The organism is Pseudomonas sp. PAGU 2196 (genome assembly GCF_022179005.1).
Classification (GTDB): Bacteria; Pseudomonadota; Gammaproteobacteria; order Pseudomonadales; family Pseudomonadaceae; genus Aquipseudomonas; species Aquipseudomonas kermanshahensis.
In genome coordinates this window covers 41,101-62,010 of sequence record NZ_BNTL01000014.1, presented here as the reverse complement: position 1 = coordinate 62,010, position 20,910 = coordinate 41,101, and the positions used below count along the sequence as shown (strand labels likewise).

Below are 20,910 nucleotides of genomic sequence, written 5' to 3'. Positions count from 1 at the left end.
AACGGCCATCGCTACGATGGCCGCAGAGCCATCAACGATTGGCGAAATACATCGTCACTTCGAAGCCAATGCGCAGGTCGGTAAAGGCGGGTTTAGTCCACATGGGGCAGTCCTCTTCTTGTGCCGGGCAATTCCGGTAGAGGCATTAATGCACGGGGGGCCGCGGGGCCGAATGCTACTTTGGAACGAGCTCGCGGGGTGCGTTGGTAGGGGGTGACGCGGGCCTTTACCCACGGGTGACGCACGCGGGGAGGCGCCCACCCAGAGCCCTCCCCACGTGCGTCTTTGCATCCAGGCCTGGCGGCACCCTACCGCCGGGCCTGTGTGCCCTTAGAAGAAGCCCAGCGGATTGATGTCATAGCTCACCAGCAGGTTCTTGGTCTGCTGGTAGTGGTCGAGCATCATCTTGTGGGTCTCGCGGCCCACGCCGGATTTCTTGTAACCGCCAAACGCCGCATGCGCCGGGTACAGGTGGTAGCAGTTGGTCCACACGCGGCCAGCCTTGATCGCCCGGCCCATGCGGTAGGCGCGGTTGATGTCACGGGTCCACAGGCCTGCGCCCAGGCCAAACTCGCTGTCGTTGGCGATGGCCAGCGCTTCGGCTTCGTCCTTGAAGGTGGTCACGCCCACCACCGGGCCGAAGATCTCTTCCTGGAACACGCGCATCTTGTTGTGGCCCTTGAGCAGGGTCGGCTGAATGTAGTACCCGGTCGACAGGTCACCGTCGAGCCGTTCGGCAGCGCCGCCGGTGAGCAACTGCGCGCCCTCCTCCTTGGCAATCTGCAGGTAGGAGAGAATCTTGTCGTATTGCTGCTCGGAGGCCTGGGCACCCACCATGGTGTCGGTGTCCAGCGGGTTGCCACGGGTGATCTTGGCGATCTTCTTCATCACCTCGGCCATGAACGGCTCGTAGATCGATTCCTGGATCAGCGCCCGCGACGGGCAGGTGCACACCTCACCCTGGTTGAAGAACGCCAGCACCAGGCCTTCGGCGGCCTTTTCGATGAACGCAGGCTCGGCCTGCATGATGTCTTCGAAGAAGATGTTCGGCGATTTGCCGCCCAGCTCGACGGTAGACGGGATGATGTTCTCGGCCGCGCATTTCATTATGTGCGAGCCCACCGGGGTGGAGCCGGTAAAGGCGATCTTGGCGATGCGCTTGCTGGTGGCCAGTGCCTCACCGGCTTCACGGCCAAAGCCCTGGACAATGTTCAACACACCTGCTGGCAGCAGGTCGGCGATCAGCTCGGCGAAAATCGTGATCGACAACGGGGTCTGTTCAGCGGGTTTGAGCACCACGCAGTTACCGGCGGCCAGGGCCGGGGCGAGCTTCCAGGCGGCCATCAGCAGCGGGAAGTTCCACGGGATGATCTGCCCGACCACACCCAGGGGTTCGTGGAAATGGTAGGCCGTGGTCAGCGCGTTGATCTCTGCCGCCCCACCTTCCTGGGCACGGATGCAGCCGGCAAAGTAACGGAAGTGGTCCGCCGCCAGCGGCACGTCGGCATTGAGGGTTTCGCGCACAGCCTTGCCGTTGTCCCAGCTTTCGCTGACGGCCAGCACTTCCAGGTTTTGCTCGATGCGGTCGGCGATCTTCAGCAGCACCAGGGCGCGGTCTTGCACCGAGGTTTTGCCCCAGGCGTCGGCAGCGGCATGCGCGGCGTCCAGGGCGTGGTCAATGTCCGCGGCGGTGGAGCGTGGGAATTCGGCAATCGGCTGGCCATTGACCGGCGAGCTGTTGGTGAAGTACTGGCCACCGGACGGCGGCACGAACTCGCCGCCGATGAAATTGCCGTAGCGGGGTTTGAACGACACGATGGCGCCTGGGGTTCCGGGTTGTGCGTAGATCATGCTGAGCCTCTGCGGGTCGATGCCTGTCCAACGACAGGCGATGGACCGATGGTAAAAAGCCCCGCGTGCCAGACGTATGCATCGTTGGCAGCGGAGCTCTCGTCATTTGGTAGTAGGGCCGCAAGCGGCCCGGTGTCAGCTTTGCGGCTTGGCGCTGGGTGCTGGCGCCTCGGCACTGGCCGCTTGCTGCAGCTGTTTAGGCAACTTGAAGGTCCAGAGCATGCCGCCCTGGTTGAAGTCCTTCACCCGCTTGGCCACTTCGCCGCCCCACAGCGGCACCGCGCCGCCCCAGCCGGACAGCACCGAGACGTACTGCTCGCCGTCCATTTCCCAGGTCACCGGCGAGCCAAGTACGCCGGAGCCCGTCTGGAACTCCCAGACTTTCTCGCCGGTCTTGGCGTTGAACGCCTGCAGGAAACCTTCCGGCGTGCCGGTGAACACCAGGTTGCCTTTGGTGGTCAGCACCCCGCCCCACAATGGCGCGAAGTTCTTGTGGCGCCACACTTCCTTGCCGCTGACCGGGTCGATGGCGCGCAGCACGCCGATGTAGTCTTCGTTGAGCGGTTTGATGGTGAAACCGGCCCCGAGGAACGCCGCGCCTTTCTTGTAGGCGATCCCTTCGTTCCAGATGTCCATGCCCCATTCGTTGGACGGCACGTAGAACAGCCCGGTATCCCTGTTGTAGGCCATGGGCATCCAGTTCTTGGCGCCGAGGAAGGCCGGTGCGACGAACACGGAACTGCCCTTGGCCTCAGTGCCCGGTGCCCCTGGCCGGCTGGCCTCGTTGTAGATCGGGCGGCCATTCTTGTCCAGGCCGGTCGCCCAGGTGATCTTGTCGACGAAGGGGAAGCCGCGGATGAATTTGCCGTTGGTGCGGTCCAGCACGTAGAAGAAGCCGTTGCGGTCAGCGGTTGCGGCAGCCTTGACCTCCTTGCCGCCGTCCTTGTAGTTGAACGAGATCAGCTCGTTGACGCCGTCGAAATCCCAGCCGTCATGGGGCGTGCTCTGGAAGTGCCATTTGATGGTGCCGTCGTCCGGGTTCAGGGCCAGGCGCGACGAGGAATACAGGTTGTCGCCTGGGCGCAGGTGGGAGTTCCACGGCGCCGGGTTGCCGGTGCCGAACAGCAACAGGTTGGTTTCAGGGTCGTAGTAACCGCCCAGCCACGGCGCTGCGCCACCGGTCTTCCACAGGTCGCCGGGCCAGGTCTTGCCCGCCTCGCCGCCCGAGATACCGTTCTCGATGGCCTTGCCGTCTTTGTAGACGTAGCCCATGTGCCCTTCCACGGTCGGCCGCATCCACAGCAGCTCGCCGTTTTCCGGGTTGTACGCCTGAATCTTGCCCACCACGCCGAACTCGCCCCCGGCCACACCGGTGATCAGCTTGCCGTTGACGATCATCGGCGCGGCGCTGATGGAATAGCCTTCCTTGTGGTCGGCGACCTTCTTGCTCCAGACCACCTTGCCGGTGTCTTTGTTCAGGGCCACCAGCTTGGCATCCAGGGTGCCGAAGAACACCAGGTCGCCGTACAGCGCCACGCCGCGGTTGATCACGTCACAGCAAGGGCGGATGTCATCTGGCAGGCGCGCATCGTATTGCCAGAGCTTTTTGCCGGTACGGGCGTCGACGGCGAACACCCGCGAGTAGGAGCCGGTCATGTACATCACGCCGTCCTTGATCAGCGGCTGGGCCTGCTGGCCGCGCTGCTTCTCACCGCCGAACGAAAAGGCCCAGACTGGCCGCAGTTCCTTGACGTTGCCGACATTGAGCAGGTCCAGCGGGCTGTAGCGCTGGCCCTGGACCCCCAGGCCATTGGTCACGATCTGCTGCGGGTTTTTCGGGTCCTGGAGGATTTCTTCATCGCTGACAGCGGCCTGTGCCGCGCCGGACAGCAGCATGGCGCTGAGCACCAGGCTCACGGCGAACAAGGGACGACGTGGGGATCGGGTCATGACGGCTACCTTTGGTTTTTTTGTTGTGCCCGGGAAATTTTCCCGGTGTGCCGAGAATTCTTGTGCCCGACCTGCTTGCCAACAATTGCCCGCAATGTGGAGTTTTCTAGTTCCTTGGTACAGGGGCTTTCATAGAACAGCGCATAGCTTGTTGAGCTAGCAGGGACTCTGTGGGAGCGGGCTTACCCCGCGAACACCGGCAAAGCCGGTGCCAAGCACCGCGTAGCCCCATTCGCGGGACAAGCCCGCTCCCACAGCCTGTAGGCTGCTTCTTCGGGTCAGAGAGGCGGCTTGCCGTCGATACGCTGCAACCGCAAACGCTCATACCGCGGGTACAGGTGGCTGACGCTGCGAATCAACTCATAACGGGTCAGGCTGATACCGGCAAACCGCTCAGGGATCGGGCTGCGGATCATCTCGACCATGTCATCCCCACGCGCTGCCCCCTCGCGCATCAAGCCATCCAGCCAGCCCAGGTAATCACGCATCTGCGCAAAAGGCTTAGCATCGCTGGCCACCGGCCCATGCCCCGGCACGAGCTGCTTCCAGGGCAAGGCCTGCAAGGTGTCCAGGTCCTTGAGCCAAACGTCCAGCCCTGGGCTGTTGGGGGTGGTCAGGGCGCGCTCGTAAAACACCAAATCGCCGGCAAACAGCACGCCAGTCTTCTCATCGAGAATCGCCAGGTCCGCACCGGTATGCCCGCCCAGCGCCAACAGCCGCAACCGGTGCCCCCCCACCTCATGCACACCCGGTTCCAGCACCCGGGTCGGCAGCACCACCTCGGTGCCGCGCATCCAGTCACCGACCAGGCGGTACATGTTCTCGGCCATCGCCTCGCCCTGCTGGCGCAACAGGTCGCCTGTGCCAGCCAGGGCACCGATGGGCACGTCGGTAAAGGCCTGGTTGCCCAGCACATGGTCGGGGTGATGGTGGGTCAGCAGCACTTCGACCACCGGCTTGTCGGTGGTGGCGGCAATGGCTTGGCGCAGGGCCTCGCCGTAACGCTTGGACGGCCCGCTGTCGATCACCACCACGCCGCTGTCGGTGACGATGAACGCGGTATTGACGATATTGCCGCCATTGGCCTTGGCGAAATTGTCGGTGCTGCCCTCCAGCAGCCAAGTGCCTTCCGCGATTTGCCGGGGCGTGAGTCGATAGTCCAGGTCCGCCCAGGCCGGCAGGCCCAGGCACAGCAACAACAGCAGCATCCAACGCATGACAGGCGCCTCTGGTCAGGGGGTGAAGGCAAGCAACGCGCTCACGGCACCGCCGCTTCGAACTGGTTACCGCTGTTGTCCCGCAACAGTAGCCGGGTAAGCCCGGGGCCCTGGATATCGAACCCCAGGTTGGGGTTCTCGCTGACTGCCGGATACAGCGCGAGGCTGGCCAGGCGCTGGCCATCCGCGCCTTGCAATTCGGCATGTTCGAGGAAGAACTCAGGGATGCCGCTGACCAGGCCGTTGTCCATCGGGTGGGACACCTGCAGGCGCAAGCGGCTGCCATCACCGCGCGGGTAGCGCCCGCCCAGCACCTCACCGACATGCTCCTCCCAGCCAGGCTGGGTGCGCACCACGCTGGGCGCGGTACAACCACCGCCGGCCGCATCGATCAGGGTTGAACCGACATGCCACACGCCGTCACGCGTCAGCACCGCAGCGCGCAGCGGCGTGGCCTGTTCGATGCGGATACGGATCGACAGCCACGGCAGCACACGTTCGCCAGGCTCGAAGTCGACAATACGCGGCAGGGGGTTGAGTTCGGCCCAGGCAAGAATCCGTACCACGTCGCCCGCGAATGCGCGGGCATCGATCTCCAGCGGCACTTGCCGGGCGTCCTCGGCAAAGGGCGGCGCCAGCAGCTTGACCCGCTCATCGAAAACGAACGGTGCCTGCCCCAGCAGTTGCTTGTGGTAGAAATCCCACATCACCGAGGGCACCGGGTCGGTCTTGCTGCTCGGTTCACTGGCCTGGGCTGCCCAAGGCATCCAGCAGGCCAGCAATAAAGTCGCTCGCCAGTTCATTGGTACATCTCCGGGACCTCGTAGCGCAGGCCGTAGGTGGCGTACAGCGCCTTCAGCCGGCCATCGCGGATCATCGCCTCGAGGGCTTCCTCCACCGCATAGGCCAACTGCCGGTTGCTTTCATGCACTGCCATGCCGATGTCCCATGCTTGCTTGCCCAGGTTCGGGTAGGCGTTTTCCGCCAGGGCCAGTTGTGGGTCGGCGGCCTGATGCAACTGCCAGTCAACCTCGCCGCGCATCGCCATCACCGCGTCCACCTGGCCGGCCTGTAGCGCGCTGAACGCCTGTTGCACGCTGGGGTAATGGTGGGTGTTGGCGCTGAGCATGCCGTTGAACACCGAGGTCAGGTAGAACGACGGCACACTGTCCACCTCGACCCCGATGGGGTGCTGCTGGAACACCGCGACACTGGCCACCGAGGGCAGGCGGCGGCGGTCATAGGCCATCTGCCAGCGCTCCTCCTGATAGGGCCCGAACATCACCACCTGGGCGTTTTCCAGCTCGCCCAGCTCGTTGCGCTTCTGCGCGTAGGCGTGGTCGTAGGGCACCCGCATCATCAGGTCGGCCAACTGCTGGTGGCGCAGCGGGCTGCCGCGCCAGATGTAGTCGCGCAGGTCGTCGTCGAGCTTTTCCCCTGGCGGTGCCCAGATCAATTGCAGGTGCACCCCCAAGGCCGTGGCCAGCGCTTGCGCCAGCTCCACATCGACGCCACGCGGCTGGCCGTGGTCCTCGAAGCTGTAGGGCGCGAAATCCTTGTACACCGCCACCTTCAATTCACCGGCAGCGATGATCGCGTCGTAGTTGCGCACCTGTGCCTGCACTGCCGCGCAGCACAGCAGCAGGCCACTCAACAGCACGGCCGACAGACGCATGGCGATCACTCCTCGACGTGCACGCTGTCCAGGTAGGTGCGTACCGCCCACAGGGCTTCCTGGCTCAGGTAATCGGCCATCTTCGGCATGTACACCCGCCCGTCACGCACCGCGCCGTGGCGCACCCGCTCGACGAACCACTCATCCCCGGCCTCGCCCACATCGAGCAGGCGCAAATCCGGGGCGATACCGCCAGACTTGGCTTCCAGGCCATGGCAAGCAGCGCAGTTCTGGTTGTAGGCCGAGGCGCCGATTTCTACGGCTTTGTCGTGCTCGGGGGAGGTGCGGTACGGGTTGACCGCGGCCCAGCCGTCACCGTCCAGGCTTACCCCGGCATCTTTGATCGGGGTCAAGCCCTGGGTTTCCACCGCCTGGGGCACCACATTGCCATGAGCCCACACCGTGCCCGTCAGCAAAGCACCGGCCAGCAGGCCTGTAGCGAGCAAGACGTTGCGTTTTTTTGTCATTGTTATGCCCTCAAGATTGCACGCAAGGCCTCAACCACAGAGGCCGTGCCGCCATCTTAGAAACAGCCCGCGCGCGGCCGTATGCTGCTTTGGTGGCCGGGCCTTACTCCCTTGGTAGTAGGGCTTGTGGCGAAGGGCCAAATGAGGTGCCGCCCGGGAACTATTCCCGGCAAGGGCGGGACTTTTTCCGTATCCCCAGCCGCCGTCCCGCCGCCACCCTGTGCAGGCCAAAACCTCCACAGGGAACTGCAACCATGACAATAAGATCGCTACCCGCCCTTTCCCCTCTGGCCCTCAGCGTGCGGGCCCTGCTGCTGGCCGGTAGCCTGGCCCTCTGCACGGCGGCCACCGCGGCCACCGCCCCCGCTGCACCTGCCAGCAAGAACGTGACCTGGGAAGACATCGCCAACGACCACCTGACTACCCAGGACGTGCTGCAATACGGCATGGGCACCAATGCCCAGCGCTGGAGCCCACTGGCCCAGGTCAACGACCAGAACGTGTTCAAGCTGACCCCGGCCTGGTCCTATTCTTTCGGCGACGAAAAACAGCGCGGCCAGGAATCCCAGGCCATCGTCAGCGACGGCGTGGTCTACGTCACCGGCTCCTACTCGCGGGTATTTGCCCTCGATGCCAAGACCGGCAAACGCCTGTGGACCTACAACCACCGCCTGCCAGACAACATTCGCCCGTGCTGCGACGTGGTCAACCGCGGGGCGGCCATCTTCGGCGACAAGATCTATTTCGGCACCCTCGACGCCCGCCTCATCGCCCTCGACAAGCGCACCGGCAAGGTGGTGTGGAACAAGAAGTTCGGCGACCACAGCGCCGGCTACACCATGACCGGCGCCCCGGTGCTGATCAAAGACAAGACCAGCGGCAAGGTGTTGCTGATCCACGGCAGCTCCGGCGATGAGTTCGGCGTGGTCGGCCAGTTGTTCGCCCGCGACCCGGACACCGGTGAAGAAGTGTGGATGCGACCCTTCGTCGAAGGCCACATGGGCCGCCTGAATGGCAAGGACAGCACCCCGACCGGCGACGTCAAGGCGCCGTCCTGGCCAGACGACCCGACCACCGAGACCGGCAAGGTCGAGGCCTGGAGCCACGGCGGCGGCGCACCCTGGCAGAGCGCCAGTTTCGACCCCGAGAGCAACACCATCATCGTCGGTGCCGGCAACCCTGGCCCTTGGAACACCTGGGCGCGCACGTCCAAGGACGGCAACCCCCACGACTACGACAGCCTCTACACCTCGGGCCAGGTCGGCGTCGACCCCAGCACCGGCGAAGTGAAGTGGTTCTACCAGCACACGCCGAACGATGCCTGGGACTTCTCCGGCAACAACGAGCTGGTGCTGTTCGATTACAAAGACAAGGACGGCAAGGTGGTCAAGGCCACCGGCCACGCCGACCGCAACGGCTTCTTCTACGTGGTGGACCGCAACAACGGCAAATTGCAGAACGCCTTCCCCTTCGTCGACAACATCACCTGGGCCAGCCATATCGACCTCAAGACCGGGCGCCCGGTGGAAAACCCCGGCCAGCGGCCAGCCAAGCCCCTGCCGGGTGAAACCAAGGGCAAGCCGGTGGAAGTCTCGCCGCCGTTCCTGGGTGGCAAGAACTGGAACCCCATGGCCTACAGCCAGGACACCGGCCTGTTCTACATCCCCGGCAACCAGTGGAAGGAGGAGTACTGGACCGAAGAAGTGAACTACAAGAAGGGCTCGGCCTACCTGGGCATGGGCTTCCGCATCAAGCGTATGTATGACGACCACGTCGGCACCTTGCGCGCCATGGACCCGGCCACCGGCAAGCTGGTCTGGGAGCACAAAGAGCACCTGCCACTGTGGGCCGGCGTACTGGCGACCAAGGGCAACCTGGTGTTCACCGGCACTGGCGACGGCTTCTTCAAGGCCTTCGACGCCAAGACGGGCAAGGAACTGTGGAAGTTCCAGACCGGCAGCGGCATCGTCTCGCCACCCATCACCTGGGAACAGGACGGCGAGCAGTACATCGGCGTGACCGTGGGCTATGGCGGCGCGGTGCCGCTGTGGGGCGGCGACATGGCCGAACTGACCAAGCCGGTGGCCCAGGGCGGCTCGTTCTGGGTGTTCAAGATCCCAAGCTGGGACAACAAGACCGCGCCGCGGTGATCGCCTGCGGGGAGCGCCCAGCGCCCTCCCCGCACCTGCCCTCCATTCACCGAGAGTCTTCGAACATGAATTACCTGCCCTTTGCCCTGCTGTTGGTCCTTGCCCCTGCCCTGGCTGTGAATGCCGACGACAACGATGCCCCCTTGACCGTCAACGGCTGCGTAATTGCCGAAGGCAGCCAGTGCCCGGGTGCCAATATGCGTGGCGCCAACCTGGCCAACCAGGACCTGCGCAAGATGAACCTGGCCGGCGCCGACCTGCGCGATGCCGACCTGCGCCATGCCCGCCTGGACCTGGCCAACCTGGAAAAGGCCCGCTTGCAGGGCGCCAACCTGACCCGCGCCAGCCTGCAGCAAAGCAACCTGCGGTTGGCAGACCTGAGCCATAGCACGCTGATTGCCATCCAAGGCTGGGGGTTGTTTGCTCAGGGGGCGCAGTTCCAGAAGGCCGACCTCAGTGCGGCGTACCTGCAGTTCGCCAGGCTTTCCGGGGCGAACATGCACCAGGCCAACCTGCGGGCGGCGGACCTGGAGATGGCCTGGCTGAGTAAAACCGACCTGCAAGGGGCCAACCTCGGCGATGCCAACCTGCAGGAAGCCAAATTTGGCCAGAGCAACTTGGCGCAAGCCGATCTGCGTGGTGCGCGGCAGCATTATGGGAATTTTCAGGAGGCCAACATGGAAGGGTGCAAGGGATGCCCTGAAACCTGGGACAAGTGAGCGCAGCCCGTCTGCAGCGACTCGCTCCCAAAGGGGCCCTGCTAAATCCATGAGTCATGTGTTTGTCCGAGGCCCGGACAACCACCACAAAACCTCACCCCGCCACCCGCACCACCCCCAGATCGATCCCCAGGTGCACCAGCTCAGCATGAGAACTCACCTGCAACTTGCTCTTGAGCAAGGTCAGGTGATTGGAAACGGTCTTGGCACTGATGCACAGCTGTTCGGCAATCACCCGCACCGGGGTGCCCTTGGCCAGCATCACGAAAATCTCCAACTCGCGCTGGGTCATGCGCTGCAAGCGCGGGTCGCTGGCGTTCTGTTGCGGTGTGCAGGCCAGTTGTGTGGCTAAAGGCTGCTCGATATAGGCATGCCCGGCCAACACCCGGTGCACCGCCTCGATCAACACCTGGGGCGCCGAATTCTTGGTCAGGTAGCCCGAAGCCCCCGCCTCCAGGGCCTGGCGCACCAGGGGCAGTTCATCATGCATGCTGAAAAACAGCACCCGTAGCTGCGGCAGGCGCTGGCGCAGCCGGCGGGTGGTCTCCAGGCCGCTGATGCCGGGCAGGCCGAAGTCCATGATCACCAGGTTCGGCACTTGCTCCTGAACCCGCACCAGCGCCTCTTCGCCACTAGCGGCCTCGCGCACTTCCATCGCCGGCAGCACCGCCCGCAACAGGCTGGCATAACCCTGGCGCACCACGGCGTGGTCGTCCACCAATACGATATTCATCAGGCCTCCATGGGAATGTTCAGGGCCAACGCCCAGCCGGCACCGGGGCGACTCAGGATGCGTAATTCGCCGCCCAGGCTGCGCGCGCGCTCGGCCATCGAATGCAGGCCTACGCCGGGCCGCTGGGGCTGGCTCGCGCCGCAGCCGTTGTCACGCACCAACAGGCGCAAGCCCTTGGCACTGCGTTGCAGGCGCACCCGCACCTGGCTGGCGCCGGCATGCCGGGCAACGTTGGTCAACGCCTCCTGCAGCAGGCGATACAAATGCGTTCGGCTGGGCCCAGGCAGCACCGGCAGGCGCTCACCGACCCGCAAACGGCAATCGATGCCTTGGCTGGCCTGCCATTGGCTCACCAGCACACCAAAGGCTTCGGCCAATGGCACGTGTTGCAACGCCACCGGATACAAGTCGTGTACCAAGGCACGAAAGCCTTGCTGCAGGCGTTCGCAATTAAGCTCCAGGGCTTGCGCGGTCTGCTCCACCACCGTCGGCTGGCCTGCCACCATTCGCAGCAGGCAGACCTGTGCGCGGATACCCGCCAGGTACTGCCCGAGGTCATCGTGCAGGGCCTGCGCCAGGTGGGTGCGCTCCTGTTCCTGTACCGCCAACAGGGTTTGGGTCAGCTGCGCATTGTCAGCCCGGGTCTGCTCCAGGGTCGCGGTCATGCGGTTGAAATGCGCCGCCAACTGGCGTGCCTCCGGCAGTCCGGATTCGCGCAGGCGAGTGGTCAGCTGCCCACCCGAGACCTGGCGCAACGCACGCAGCAGTTCATCCAGCAGGCCCATGCCACGCCGCACCGCCCAGCGGATGGTCAACAGGCTCACGAGCAAGGCCAGGCCACACAAGCCCAGCAACTGCTGCAGGGAATCCCGGACTTCGTCAATTTCATCCCGCGCATCCACGGCGATCAGTACCCGGCGCCCCTCGCTCAAGTCCAGCAAGCGGGTGCTGTGGCGGCGATCACCGAATAGTTGGCGCCCCAGCCAGGCATCCAGGCCGGCCTCCCGCGGCATCTGCGCGGTTTCGCCCGCCGCCAGCCAGTGCACCCGCACGTGGCGCAGGCTCTGGGTCAGCCGCGGTTGCAGGCTCGCCGGGTCGCGTTCGACCGTGTCGGCGAGGTACGCCACCACAGCTTCGGCAGACTGCAATTCGCGCTCGACATCGGCCACCGCCTGGTGCAGCAGCAACCCGCCACAGGCCAAGGTGACCAAGGCGAAAAAGAACGTGACCCACAGGTTGATCCGCCACTGGGCCGACAGGTTGATGAGGCGCATTGGGCAGTTTCCTCCAGTTGCACGCGGCCAGGGCTGCGACCCATCGTAAAACCGAGGCCTTAGCGGTGATTTACTACCTTGGTACCGGCCGAGCGCTACTTTCTGCATATTTCCCCCTCCCGGCCGGCTTCCTATGCTGGCGCCATCTGCCGTGGAGTGCGTTTATGCGCCAGCCTGCCCCTCTTGCCCTGACCTGCCTGCTGGCCCTGGCCACGGCGCTGTGTTCGGCCTTCGCATCGGCCGCCCCGCCAGAGCCGCAATTACAGGTGCGCATCGGCTACCTGGGCTATCGCCCCGACCCCGGCCCGCTGCTGTCCAACATCATCCCCGAGCCCGCCGACGCGGGGCTGCAGGGCGCTGAGCTGGCGGTTGTCGACAGCAACAGTACGGGGCGTTTTCTCAAGCAGGCGTTCACCCTTGCCAGCACCCACGTAGACAGCCCCGAGGCCCTGCTGCAAGCCGCCAAGGCCCAGCATGACCAGGGCCTGCGGCTGTTCGTGGTGAACGCGCCGGCCGCCAGCCTGCGCGCACTGTCTGCTGCCTTGCCCGACAGCCTGCTGTTCAACGCCGGCAGCCCCGACGACAGCCTGCGCAGCAGCCAGTGCCTGGGCAATGTGCTGCATAGCCTGCCCAGCCGCGCCATGCTGGCCGATGCCCTGGCGCAGTTTCTGGTGCTGCGCAAATGGCAGCGGGCGTTGCTCGTCGTCGGCCAGACCGAAGACGACCAGGCATACGCCGCGGCCCTGCGCCGGGCGGTGAAGCGCTTCGGCGTGCAGCTGGTGGCGGAAAAAACCTGGCGCTTCGACAACGACCAGCGCCGCAGCGCCCAAGCCGACATGCCCCTGTTCACCCAGACCGCCGAGTACGACGTGGTGCTGGTGGCCGACGAACGCGGCGACTTCGGCGAATACCTGCCCTATCAGACCTGGTACCCCCGCCCCGTGGCCGGCACCCAGGGCCTGACCCCCACCGGCTGGCACAAGACCGTGGAAACCTTTGGCGCAGCGCAGTTGCAAAAACGCTTCGAAGCCCAGGCCGGACGCTGGATGAACGACCGCGACTTCGCCGCCTGGATGGCCGTGCGCAGCATCGCCAGCGCCGTCAGCAAACTGCGCCAGGCCGAACCACGCGCCCTGCAGCAACTGCTGCTCAGCGACCAGCTGCCGCTGGATGGCTTCAAAGGCCGCAAGCTCAGCTACCGCCCATGGAACGGCGAACTGCGCCAACCCATCCCGCTGGTTCAGCCCCGCGCGCTGGTCAGTACTTCGCCCCAGGAGGGCTTCCTGCACCCCTTCAACGAAATGGACAGCTTGGGCTTCGACAAGCCCGAAGTGACCTGCGGCTACCCCTGAAACCGATAATCACAAAAAAAGGATTCCGCCATGCGTCGCCCCCTTTGCTACCGGCCTGTGCTTTTCCCCACCCTGCTGGCCGGCGCGCTGGCGCTTGCCACCGGGCACGCCAGCGCCGCCACCGCCTGGGTCTCGAACGAGAAGGACAACAGCCTTAGCCTGATCGACCTGCAAAGCCTGGAAGTTACCGAGACCCTGCCCGTGGGCCAGCGCCCACGTGGCCTGCTGCTGTCCCACGACAACAAGCGGCTGTACATCTGCGCCAGCGATTCGGACCGGGTGCAGGTGATGGACGTGGCCACCCGCAAGATCATCAAGGAGCTGCCCTCCGGCAAGGACCCCGAGCAGTTCGCCCTGCACCCCAATGATCGCTGGCTGTATGTGTCAAACGAAGACGACGCACTGGTAACGGTGATCGACACCGAAACCGACAAAGTACTCGGGCAGATCAACGTCGGCATCGAGCCCGAGGGCATGGCGGTAAGCCCCGATGGCAAATGGGCGGTCAATACCAGCGAAACCACCAACATGCTGCACTGGATCGACACCAGCACCCAGACCCTGGCCGACAGCACCCTGGTGGATCAACGGCCGCGCTTCGTCGAATTCAACCAGGATGGCTCGCGGCTCTGGGCCTCGGCAGAAATCGGCGGCACGGTGACCATTCTCGACGTGGCCACGCGTCAGGTGCTGAAAACCCTGAATTTCCAGATCAAGGGCGTGCACCCGGACAAAGTCCAGCCGGTGGGCATCAAGCTCAGCGCCGATGGCCAGTACGCGTTCGTCGCCCTGGGCCCGGCCAACCATGTGGCGGTGATCGATGCCAAGACCTACGAGGTGCTGGACTACCTGCTGGTTGGGCGGCGGGTCTGGCAGCTGGCGTTCACCCCAGACCAAAGCCAATTGCTGGCCACCAACGGGGTCAGCGGCGACGTCTCGGTGATCGATACGAAAACCCTCAAGGTGCTCAAATCGGTAAAGGTCGGGCGCTACCCCTGGGGCGTGGTGGTCACGCCATGAATACCCTCGACGTCAGTGACGTGAGTTTCGCCTACGGCCAGCGCGAGGCGCTCAAGCACGTGGGGTTCAGTGTGGCGCCTGGGCGTTTTGCTGCGTTGCTGGGCCCCAATGGTGCCGGCAAGTCGACCCTGATCGCACTGCTCACCCGGCTTTACGACGTGCAACAGGGCGACATCCGCGTCTGCGGCTGCTCGTTGCGCAACGCGGCGCGCCCGGCGTTACGCCAGCTGGGCGTGGTGTTTCAGCAAAGCACCCTGGACCTGGACCTGAGCGTCGAACAGAACCTGCGCTACCACGCCTCGTTGCATGGCCTGTCGCGGCGCCAGGGCAACCTGCGGGTCGAGGCCGAACTGGCCCGCCAGGGCCTCGACGAGCGCCGGCGCGAGCCCGTTCGTGCGCTGAATATCGGGCACCGGCGTCGGGTGGAAATTGCCCGCGCCCTGCTCCACGAACCGCGCTTGCTGTTGCTCGACGAAGCCAGCGTCGGCCTCGACCCGGCCAGCCGCCTGGCGCTCAACCAACACCTTCGGCACCTGTGCCGCGAGCAGGGGCTGAGTGTGCTCTGGACCACCCACCTGCTGGATGAGGTGCAGCCCAGTGATGACCTGCTGATCCTGCACCAGGGGCGCCTGGTGGCCAGTGGCACCGCTGATGCCCTGAGCCAAGCGCACGGCGGCGACCTCGACAACGCCTTCGCGCGCCTGACCCGCGCGCCTGGCCCCACCCCAGGAGTGAAGGCCTGATGAACGCCTACTGGCAATGTTTCAACGGCATCCTGCTGCGCGAATGCCTGCGTTTCGTGTTGCAGCGCACGCGCTTTCTCAGCGCCCTGGTGCGCCCTCTGCTGTGGTTGCTGGTGTTTGCCGCCGGGTTTCGTGCGGCCCTGGGCATAGCGATCATCGAGCCCTACGACACCTACATCCCCTACGAGGTGTACATCATCCCCGGCCTTGCCTGCATGATTCTGCTGTTCAACGGCATGCAGGGCTCGCTGTCGATGGTCTATGACCGCGAGATGGGCAGTATGCGCGTGCTGCTGACCAGCCCCTTACCGCGCGCGTTTCTGCTCGGCAGCAAGCTGCTGGCGACCTCGTTGATTTCCCTGCTACAGGTTTATGCGTTTCTCGCCATCGCCTGGCTGTATGGCGTGCAGCCCCCAGCTGCGGGGTTGTTGCTGGCGCTGCCGGCCTTGTTGCTGGTGGCCCTGATGCTCAGCGCCCTGGGGCTGTTGCTGTCGAATGCGATTCGCCAGTTGGAAAACTTTGCCGGGGTGATGAATTTCGTGATCTTCCCGTTGTTTTTCCTGTCCTCGGCGCTGTACCCGCTGTGGAAGATGCGCGAGGCCAGCCAGTGGCTGTATTGGCTGTGCGCCCTGAACCCCTTCACGCACGCCGTGGAACTGGTGCGTTTCGCGCTGTACGAACGCTTCAATCCGCTGGCGCTGGCGGTTTGCCTGGGCCTGACCGTGCTGTTCACCCTGCTCGCGATACTGACCTTCAACCCCCAGCACGCAGCGCTGCGCAAGCCGCGCTGACAGCTTGCGCTGTCACGCAGAGAACAAGGGTCATTGTGGGAGCGGGCTTGCCCCGCGAATGAGGCCACGCGGAGCATGGCACCGGCTTCGCCGGTGTTCGCGGGGCAAGCCCGCTCCCACAAGATGCTCCTCAAGCGCTTGACCACCTACTACTTTAGTACTGGCTTTACTGTCTATCGTCGCATTCACAAAGCACCGCCGCTGGCATGTAATGGGCCTATAACAAAAAGGATAAACCCCATGCCTCGTGCCCTGCCCAGGCTGCCACGTGCTTTGCTGGCAGCCCTTTCGCTGAGTCTGCTGCTGGGCGTCGCCCAGGCCGGCACCACGCCGCTGTTTTCTGCCGAGGGGTATCGCACCACCCTCTACCGCAGCCCGACACCGCACCAGGTCGAGGGCGCCCAGGTCATCGACACCGCCACCTTGCAAAGCCTGCTGGGCCAGCACCCCAAGCCGGTGCTGGTCGATGTGTACCGCCGGCAATGGCTGCAAGGCCGCTTCATCGAAGACGAACCCCACGCCAACCTCCCCGGCAGCCACTGGTTGGCCAACGTCGGCGACGGCGAGCTGAGCCCGGCCTGGCAAGACTACTTCGTGCGCCACCTGCAAAAAGCCACCGCCGGCCGCCTGGAGCAACCGCTGGTCTTTTACTGCCGCTCCGATTGCTGGTTAAGCTGGAACGCGGTAAAACGCGCAGCATCCCTGGGCTATAAGACGCTGTATTGGTACCGCGACGGCCTGGACGCCTGGGAAGCTGCCAACCTGCCACTGCAGCCGGCCCAGCCAGAGCCCTTCCCCTGAACTCACCACCAGTAAACGCGTGCGCGCCCCATCCAATAAAAACGAGGTGAAAAGGCCATGTACAAAATTCTGATTGCCGACGATCACCCACTGTTTCGCGAAGCCATCCACAACGTCATCAGCGATGGCTTCCCAGGCAGCGAAGTCATGGAGACTGCCGACCTGGACAGCGCCCTGGCGCTGACCCTGGAGCATGACGACCTCGACCTGATCCTGCTCGACCTGAACATGCCCGGCATGCACGGCCTCAATGGCCTGATCACCCTGCGCAACGAGGCACCGACCACACCGGTGGTGATCGTCTCGGCCGAACAGGAAAAACAGATCGTGCTGCAGGCTATCACCTATGGCGCCGTGGGTTTCATCACCAAGTCCTCGCCACGCTCGCAGATGATCGAAGCGATCGAGCAGATCCTCACCGGCAATGTCTACCTGCCACCCGACATCATTCGCGCCAACAAAAGCAGCACCAGCCGGCGCCAGAGCGATACCCCAAGCTTCCCACCCGAGATGCTCCAGGCCCTGACACGCAAGCAGTTGCTGGTACTCGAGCGCATGACCAAAGGCGAGTCGAACAAGCAAATCGCCTACACCCTGGACATCGCCGAAACCACGGTCAAGGCCCACGTTTCGGCGATCTTGCGCAAACTCAACGTGCACAACCGTGTGCAGGCCATCCTCAGTGCTGGCGATATCGACTTCGGCGACTACCTGCGCCGTTAAAGCGGCTGAACGGGGCTGTTGGCCAGCAAATGGCTCATCGCCGCTTTGAGTTTCATTGGCCGCACCGGCTTGTGCATCAGGGTGTGGCCCCGCTCGCGGATCTGTTGCTTGAGTTCGTTGCTGTAGTTGGCGGTAATCATCAATGCCGGAATCGGCACGGCGCGGCGGGCACTGATCCGCGCCACGGCATCGACACCATTGCAGTCGTTGTCCAGGTGATAGTCGGCGATCAACAGGTCGGCGTCGGCGTGGTAGTTGTCCACCTGCCGCGCCAGGTCTTCCTCCGACAGCGCAGTGACCACCCGGCAACCCCACCCTTCCAGCAGGGTACGCATGCCGGCGCAAATCGCCGCATCGTTATCCAGCACCCACACCCGCGCACCGCGCAGGCGTTCGAGCATCGGCTCGCTAATGGCCAAGCTCGGCGGGGCCTTGGGCGCGGTTGCGCTCAGCGGCACTTCGACGGCGAACACCGAGCCTTTGCCGAGCCAGGAACGCACCCGAATCCGATGGCCGAGGATGCCCGCGATCTTTTCCACGATTGCCAGGCCCAGGCCCAAGCCACGGTCTTGGTCCGGGCGCTGTACATCGCCCCGTTTGAACTCCTGGAACATTTCGTCCAGGCGCTCTTCGGCGATGCCGATCCCGCTGTCCCAGACTTCGATCCACAGGCCCCGGCGCTGGCGCCGACAGCCCAGCACCACGCGGCCGGTGCGGGTGTAGCGGATGGCATTGCTGAGCAGGTTGCGCAGGATCCGCGCCAACAGCTGGATGTCACTGTGCACCAAGGCCGAACAGCCCACAAAGTGCAGTTCCAGCCCTTCGCTGCGCGCCACCTGGGCGTATTCGGCGGCCAAATTGTCCATCAGCTCGCTAAGGGCGAAGGGCGCGATATCGGCCTTGATCACCCCGGCGTCAAGCTTGGAAATATCCACCAGGGTGCCTAACAGGTTTTCCACGTCCTCCAGGGAATTACTGACGTTGCGCACCAGTTGAACGCTCTGGTGCGGCTCGCGGCGTTCGAGCAACGCGCTGGTGAACAGCCGCGCCGCGTTCAGGGGTTGCAGCAGGTCATGGCTGACCGCAGCGAGAAATTTGGTCTTCGACAGGTTGGCCTGCTCGGCCTCGCGCTTGGCCTCGCGCAACCGTGATTCGGCCCGGCTGCGCTCATCGATCTCGCGCAGCAATTGGTCGTTGAGGCTGGTCAGCTCGGCGGTGCGCTCGCGCACCCGTTGCTCAAGGTTCTGGTAAGCCTGGTGCAGCGCCTCGGCGCTCTTGCGCCGCTCGGTAATGTCGCGGATCAACACGAAAATCCCCACCACTTCGCCATTGGCCAGGCGGTTGGGGACGTAGGAGCGCAGCATGTAGCGCTCCTGGCCGTTGATGTTGTTTTCGGCAAACTCGAAGGTCACGCTCTCCCCCGCTAACGCGCGCGCCACGTAGGCCTCCAGGCGTTGGTAATGCGACTCGCTGTGGGCCTCGCGCAGGCTTTGGCCCAACATCACACCGCGGGGCCAGCAGTACCACTCCTCATACACCTTGTTGGTGAATTCGTAGACCAGGTCAGCATTCAGGTAGGCGATCAGCGCCGGAACATGGTCGGTGATCAAGCGAATCAGTTGCGATTTCTGCGCCACCGCCTGCTCGCGGCGCAAGGTCTCGCTGAGCTTGACCTCGGTGATGTCGGTGAACAGGAACACCCGCCCACCTTCGCAAGTGGGCCGTTCGCTGACTTGCAGCCAGCGCCCGTTCTGCAGACGGTACAGCAGGTGCTCATCGGCCGGCCCGCGGGGCTCTTCGGTGAACACCCCGCTGGCGGTCATCAGTTGCTTGACCTCGGCCAAGCGCATGCCGGCGATGATCCGCACCCGGCTGTTGGCCCAGAACGCCTTGAAACGGCTGTTGCACAGCACGATGCGCTGGTTCTGGTCGAACAGCACGAAGGCGTCGGAGATGCTTTCGATGGCGTCGATCAAGTGTTGGTGGGCGGTCTCGGCCCGCAGCCGCGCTTCGCTGAGCAGATGGTTACCGGCCTTGAGCTCGGCCATGGCCTGGCTGAGGGCGTCGGTGCGCTCGCGGACTTGCTCGGCCAGCACCACCGAGTGCTGAAATGCCGCGTAGGGGTCGTTGCCGCGGGTCACGCCCGACTCGACGCGTTCGATCAGCGCAGTGTTGATGCGCTGCAGCTTGCGGTTCTCGTGCTGCAGCCGAACGACCTCGGCCTGCAGTTCAGCGGCTGACGGGTGGCCGGTTGCGGGCAATGGCGACCCCGGTGAAGGTCTGGTTGATATGCATGCCATTGAACTGTTCTCCATAGGTGTTGAAGCCCATCACCCGCTGCTCGCGCAAAAACGCGCCGACCTGCTCCAGGCCGTCGTGGGCTTCCAGTTCCAGGCGCCGCAGGAAACAATCGCAGCCAATGGTCAGCAGCAAGGGGCCCAGGCGCTGGTGCAGCCCGTCGAACAGGGCGTGCAGCTTTGGCAACAGCGGGCCCGGTGTCATGGCCGTGAGCACGATGCCGTTTTCCACCGCACAGTAGAAACTCAGGCTCAGGTCCGGGTGCACCTGCTGGATTGCCCGAACGTAATACTGATCGTGAATCCGCACCGCCAACGGGTGGGCAGCGAATACCCGGTGATCGAGCTCGGCCACCGGCACGCCGATGTGCCGGGCGTATTCCTCGGCAGCGGGTTCGGCATTGAGTTCGAAGACCCGCCGCTGAGCGCTGTCGGCGCCGGTCACCACCAGCTTTTCATCGCGCGGCAGGATGTGGTGCGTGGTGAACACTTCAAAGTCGAGCCAGGTATTGACCAGCACCACTACCGCCGCGCCGCTGTGGAACGCCCCGCCGAAGTACACGTGGGTACGGGTCAGGTAGTTGTCGTCGCCGGCCGACCCGCCGAAATGCGGGATGTCCCCCAATGCCGCGCTCAGGGCGCCAAGGAACATCTCCTCGCGGCTGGACAAGCCGTCGAGCAGGGTCAGGGCAAAGCTGTGGCCTTTGATCGGCGCGAGGGTATTGCTGCGGCAGGTGCCGACCAGCCGTTCGACCATCTGCTGGGCGTCGATCAGGCTGAAGCGTTCCATTTCATCGATCAGTTCGGTGGCGATGGAAAACTGCCGATGATCGAACCCCAGCGCCGTCACGCAGTTACGGCCGTAGCCTAGCGGGGTGATTTCGCCGGCACTGGTGCAGCCCGCCAGGCGAATACCGCCGAAACCTTGTTCCAAGGCCTCGCCCAATTCCTGCAGGTCATATTCGGCAGAACAGAAGAACAGCACGAACCCCAGGTGCGGGTGCAGCAGCTGCCGCGCCAGGTCCTGGGCTGCAAGCCGCGCATCGGTTGCCTGGGACATGGCGCTGACCACACCGTCGTTCTGGGCCTGCTGCATCGTGGTCTCCGGCGCGGGTTGGCTGAAGGTTGAGTGTACGGAGGACGTCCT

At 64.3% G+C, this 20,910-nt stretch carries 19 protein-coding genes; 8 read left to right on the top strand and 11 right to left on the bottom strand.

Translation table 11 applies throughout. The annotated features are described in order from the left end of the window. Positions 1–31: 31 nt before the first annotated feature. From pqqA to pedF, 7 genes are all read right to left on the bottom strand, one after another. On the bottom strand, positions 32–103 hold the full coding sequence (gene pqqA / locus MFF34_RS14215; protein WP_003253598.1) for a pyrroloquinoline quinone precursor peptide PqqA: 72 nt from the start codon (positions 101–103) through the stop codon (positions 32–34). 227 nt (positions 104–330) lie between these two features. Then, positions 331–1,851 (bottom strand): aldehyde dehydrogenase family protein, encoded by a 1,521-nt coding sequence (locus tag MFF34_RS14210; RefSeq protein WP_238214772.1) that lies wholly within the window; start codon positions 1,849–1,851, stop codon positions 331–333. A gap of 135 nt (positions 1,852–1,986) precedes the next feature. After that, the gene (gene pedH / locus MFF34_RS14205; protein WP_027596448.1) at positions 1,987–3,801 is read right to left on the bottom strand and encodes a PQQ-dependent alcohol dehydrogenase PedH; all 1,815 of its coding nucleotides are present in this window, start codon (positions 3,799–3,801) and stop codon (positions 1,987–1,989) included. Positions 3,802–4,079: 278 nt separating this feature from the next. Continuing rightward, positions 4,080–5,018, bottom strand: coding sequence for a quinoprotein relay system zinc metallohydrolase 1 (locus tag MFF34_RS14200; RefSeq protein WP_099429604.1), 939 nt, complete (start codon positions 5,016–5,018; stop codon positions 4,080–4,082). Between the two features lie 41 nt (positions 5,019–5,059). Continuing rightward, positions 5,060–5,821: a quinoprotein dehydrogenase-associated SoxYZ-like carrier gene (locus MFF34_RS14195; protein ID WP_238214764.1), complete on the bottom strand. Its 762-nt coding sequence runs from the start codon at positions 5,819–5,821 to the stop codon at positions 5,060–5,062. Then, complete coding sequence (locus MFF34_RS14190) at positions 5,818–6,693, bottom strand: ABC transporter substrate-binding protein (RefSeq protein WP_238214761.1); 876 nt, start codon at positions 6,691–6,693, stop codon at positions 5,818–5,820. Before MFF34_RS14190 ends, MFF34_RS14195 begins: the two co-directional genes overlap by 4 nt. Positions 6,694–6,698: 5 nt before the next feature. Further along, positions 6,699–7,160: a cytochrome c-550 PedF gene (pedF, locus tag MFF34_RS14185; protein ID WP_027596444.1), complete on the bottom strand. Its 462-nt coding sequence runs from the start codon at positions 7,158–7,160 to the stop codon at positions 6,699–6,701. A 254-nt stretch (positions 7,161–7,414) separates the two neighbouring features. Between pedF and exaA the strand changes: the two genes are divergently transcribed. Together exaA and MFF34_RS14175 are read left to right on the top strand one after the other, a co-directional pair. Further along, positions 7,415–9,310, top strand: a complete 1,896-nt coding sequence (gene exaA / locus MFF34_RS14180) for a quinoprotein ethanol dehydrogenase (RefSeq protein WP_238214759.1) — start codon at positions 7,415–7,417, stop codon at positions 9,308–9,310. A gap of 65 nt (positions 9,311–9,375) precedes the next feature. After that, a complete protein-coding gene (locus MFF34_RS14175) occupies positions 9,376–10,029 on the top strand; it encodes a pentapeptide repeat-containing protein (RefSeq protein ID WP_238214757.1) in 654 nt (217 codons plus the stop codon). A 94-nt stretch (positions 10,030–10,123) separates the two neighbouring features. Here MFF34_RS14175 and MFF34_RS14170 read toward each other — a convergent pair whose 3' ends face one another. Both MFF34_RS14170 and MFF34_RS14165 read right to left on the bottom strand, forming a co-directional pair. Continuing rightward, positions 10,124–10,762: a response regulator transcription factor gene (locus MFF34_RS14170; RefSeq protein WP_027596441.1), complete on the bottom strand. Its 639-nt coding sequence runs from the start codon at positions 10,760–10,762 to the stop codon at positions 10,124–10,126. Next, positions 10,762–12,036: a HAMP domain-containing sensor histidine kinase gene (locus tag MFF34_RS14165; protein WP_238214755.1), complete on the bottom strand. Its 1,275-nt coding sequence runs from the start codon at positions 12,034–12,036 to the stop codon at positions 10,762–10,764. The genes MFF34_RS14170 and MFF34_RS14165 overlap by 1 nt, the downstream gene beginning before the upstream one ends. 164 nt (positions 12,037–12,200) lie before the next feature. Here MFF34_RS14165 and MFF34_RS14160 point away from each other — a divergent pair, with 164 nt between their 5' ends. The 6 genes from MFF34_RS14160 (at position 12,201) to MFF34_RS14135 (ending at position 17,466) form a co-directional block, all read left to right on the top strand. Beyond that, positions 12,201–13,388, top strand: a complete 1,188-nt coding sequence (locus MFF34_RS14160) for an ABC transporter substrate-binding protein (RefSeq protein WP_238214753.1) — start codon at positions 12,201–12,203, stop codon at positions 13,386–13,388. A gap of 30 nt (positions 13,389–13,418) precedes the next feature. Then, entirely contained in the window at positions 13,419–14,408 is a 990-nt protein-coding gene (locus MFF34_RS14155) for a YVTN family beta-propeller repeat protein (RefSeq protein ID WP_099453848.1), read from the top strand. Next, positions 14,405–15,151, top strand: a complete 747-nt coding sequence (locus tag MFF34_RS14150) for an ABC transporter ATP-binding protein (protein WP_027596437.1) — start codon at positions 14,405–14,407, stop codon at positions 15,149–15,151. Before MFF34_RS14155 ends, MFF34_RS14150 begins: the two co-directional genes overlap by 4 nt. Then, positions 15,151–15,942, top strand: coding sequence for an ABC transporter permease (locus MFF34_RS14145; protein ID WP_027596436.1), 792 nt, complete (start codon positions 15,151–15,153; stop codon positions 15,940–15,942). The genes MFF34_RS14150 and MFF34_RS14145 overlap by 1 nt, the downstream gene beginning before the upstream one ends. A 240-nt stretch (positions 15,943–16,182) precedes the next feature. Continuing rightward, a complete protein-coding gene (locus MFF34_RS14140) occupies positions 16,183–16,743 on the top strand; it encodes a PQQ-dependent catabolism-associated CXXCW motif protein (protein WP_238214751.1) in 561 nt (186 codons plus the stop codon). A 57-nt stretch (positions 16,744–16,800) separates the two neighbouring features. Then, on the top strand, positions 16,801–17,466 hold the full coding sequence (locus MFF34_RS14135; RefSeq protein ID WP_027596434.1) for a response regulator transcription factor: 666 nt from the start codon (positions 16,801–16,803) through the stop codon (positions 17,464–17,466). On the opposite strand, the gene MFF34_RS14130 is transcribed toward MFF34_RS14135, so the two are convergent. Continuing rightward, positions 17,463–19,766, bottom strand: a complete 2,304-nt coding sequence (locus tag MFF34_RS14130) for a PAS domain-containing hybrid sensor histidine kinase/response regulator (protein WP_238214748.1) — start codon at positions 19,764–19,766, stop codon at positions 17,463–17,465. The genes MFF34_RS14135 and MFF34_RS14130 overlap by 4 nt on opposite strands. Further along, positions 19,696–20,859: a nitric oxide-sensing protein NosP gene (nosP, locus tag MFF34_RS14125; protein WP_238214746.1), complete on the bottom strand. Its 1,164-nt coding sequence runs from the start codon at positions 20,857–20,859 to the stop codon at positions 19,696–19,698. The genes MFF34_RS14130 and nosP overlap by 71 nt, the downstream gene beginning before the upstream one ends. Positions 20,860–20,910 lie beyond the last annotated feature (51 nt).

Bases quoted from the DNA above. Each gene is read 5' to 3' on its own strand.
- MFF34_RS14210 (WP_238214772.1), bottom strand. From the start codon at position 1,851: ATGATCTACGCACAACCCGGAACCCCAGGCGCCATCGTGTCGTTCAAA.
- pedH (WP_027596448.1), bottom strand. From the start codon at position 3,801: ATGACCCGATCCCCACGTCGTCCCTTGTTCGCCGTGAGCCTGGTGCTC.
- MFF34_RS14200 (WP_099429604.1), bottom strand. From the start codon at position 5,018: ATGCGTTGGATGCTGCTGTTGTTGCTGTGCCTGGGCCTGCCGGCCTGG.
- MFF34_RS14195 (WP_238214764.1), bottom strand. From the start codon at position 5,821: ATGAACTGGCGAGCGACTTTATTGCTGGCCTGCTGGATGCCTTGGGCA.
- MFF34_RS14190 (WP_238214761.1), bottom strand. From the start codon at position 6,693: ATGCGTCTGTCGGCCGTGCTGTTGAGTGGCCTGCTGCTGTGCTGCGCG.
- pedF (WP_027596444.1), bottom strand. From the start codon at position 7,160: ATGACAAAAAAACGCAACGTCTTGCTCGCTACAGGCCTGCTGGCCGGT.
- exaA (WP_238214759.1), top strand. From the start codon at position 7,415: ATGACAATAAGATCGCTACCCGCCCTTTCCCCTCTGGCCCTCAGCGTG.
- MFF34_RS14175 (WP_238214757.1), top strand. From the start codon at position 9,376: ATGAATTACCTGCCCTTTGCCCTGCTGTTGGTCCTTGCCCCTGCCCTG.
- MFF34_RS14170 (WP_027596441.1), bottom strand. From the start codon at position 10,762: ATGAATATCGTATTGGTGGACGACCACGCCGTGGTGCGCCAGGGTTAT.
- MFF34_RS14165 (WP_238214755.1), bottom strand. From the start codon at position 12,036: ATGCGCCTCATCAACCTGTCGGCCCAGTGGCGGATCAACCTGTGGGTC.
- MFF34_RS14160 (WP_238214753.1), top strand. From the start codon at position 12,201: ATGCGCCAGCCTGCCCCTCTTGCCCTGACCTGCCTGCTGGCCCTGGCC.
- MFF34_RS14155 (WP_099453848.1), top strand. From the start codon at position 13,419: ATGCGTCGCCCCCTTTGCTACCGGCCTGTGCTTTTCCCCACCCTGCTG.
- MFF34_RS14150 (WP_027596437.1), top strand. From the start codon at position 14,405: ATGAATACCCTCGACGTCAGTGACGTGAGTTTCGCCTACGGCCAGCGC.
- MFF34_RS14145 (WP_027596436.1), top strand. From the start codon at position 15,151: ATGAACGCCTACTGGCAATGTTTCAACGGCATCCTGCTGCGCGAATGC.
- MFF34_RS14140 (WP_238214751.1), top strand. From the start codon at position 16,183: ATGCCTCGTGCCCTGCCCAGGCTGCCACGTGCTTTGCTGGCAGCCCTT.
- MFF34_RS14135 (WP_027596434.1), top strand. From the start codon at position 16,801: ATGTACAAAATTCTGATTGCCGACGATCACCCACTGTTTCGCGAAGCC.
- MFF34_RS14130 (WP_238214748.1), bottom strand. From the start codon at position 19,766: ATGGCATGCATATCAACCAGACCTTCACCGGGGTCGCCATTGCCCGCA.
- nosP (WP_238214746.1), bottom strand. From the start codon at position 20,859: ATGCAGCAGGCCCAGAACGACGGTGTGGTCAGCGCCATGTCCCAGGCA.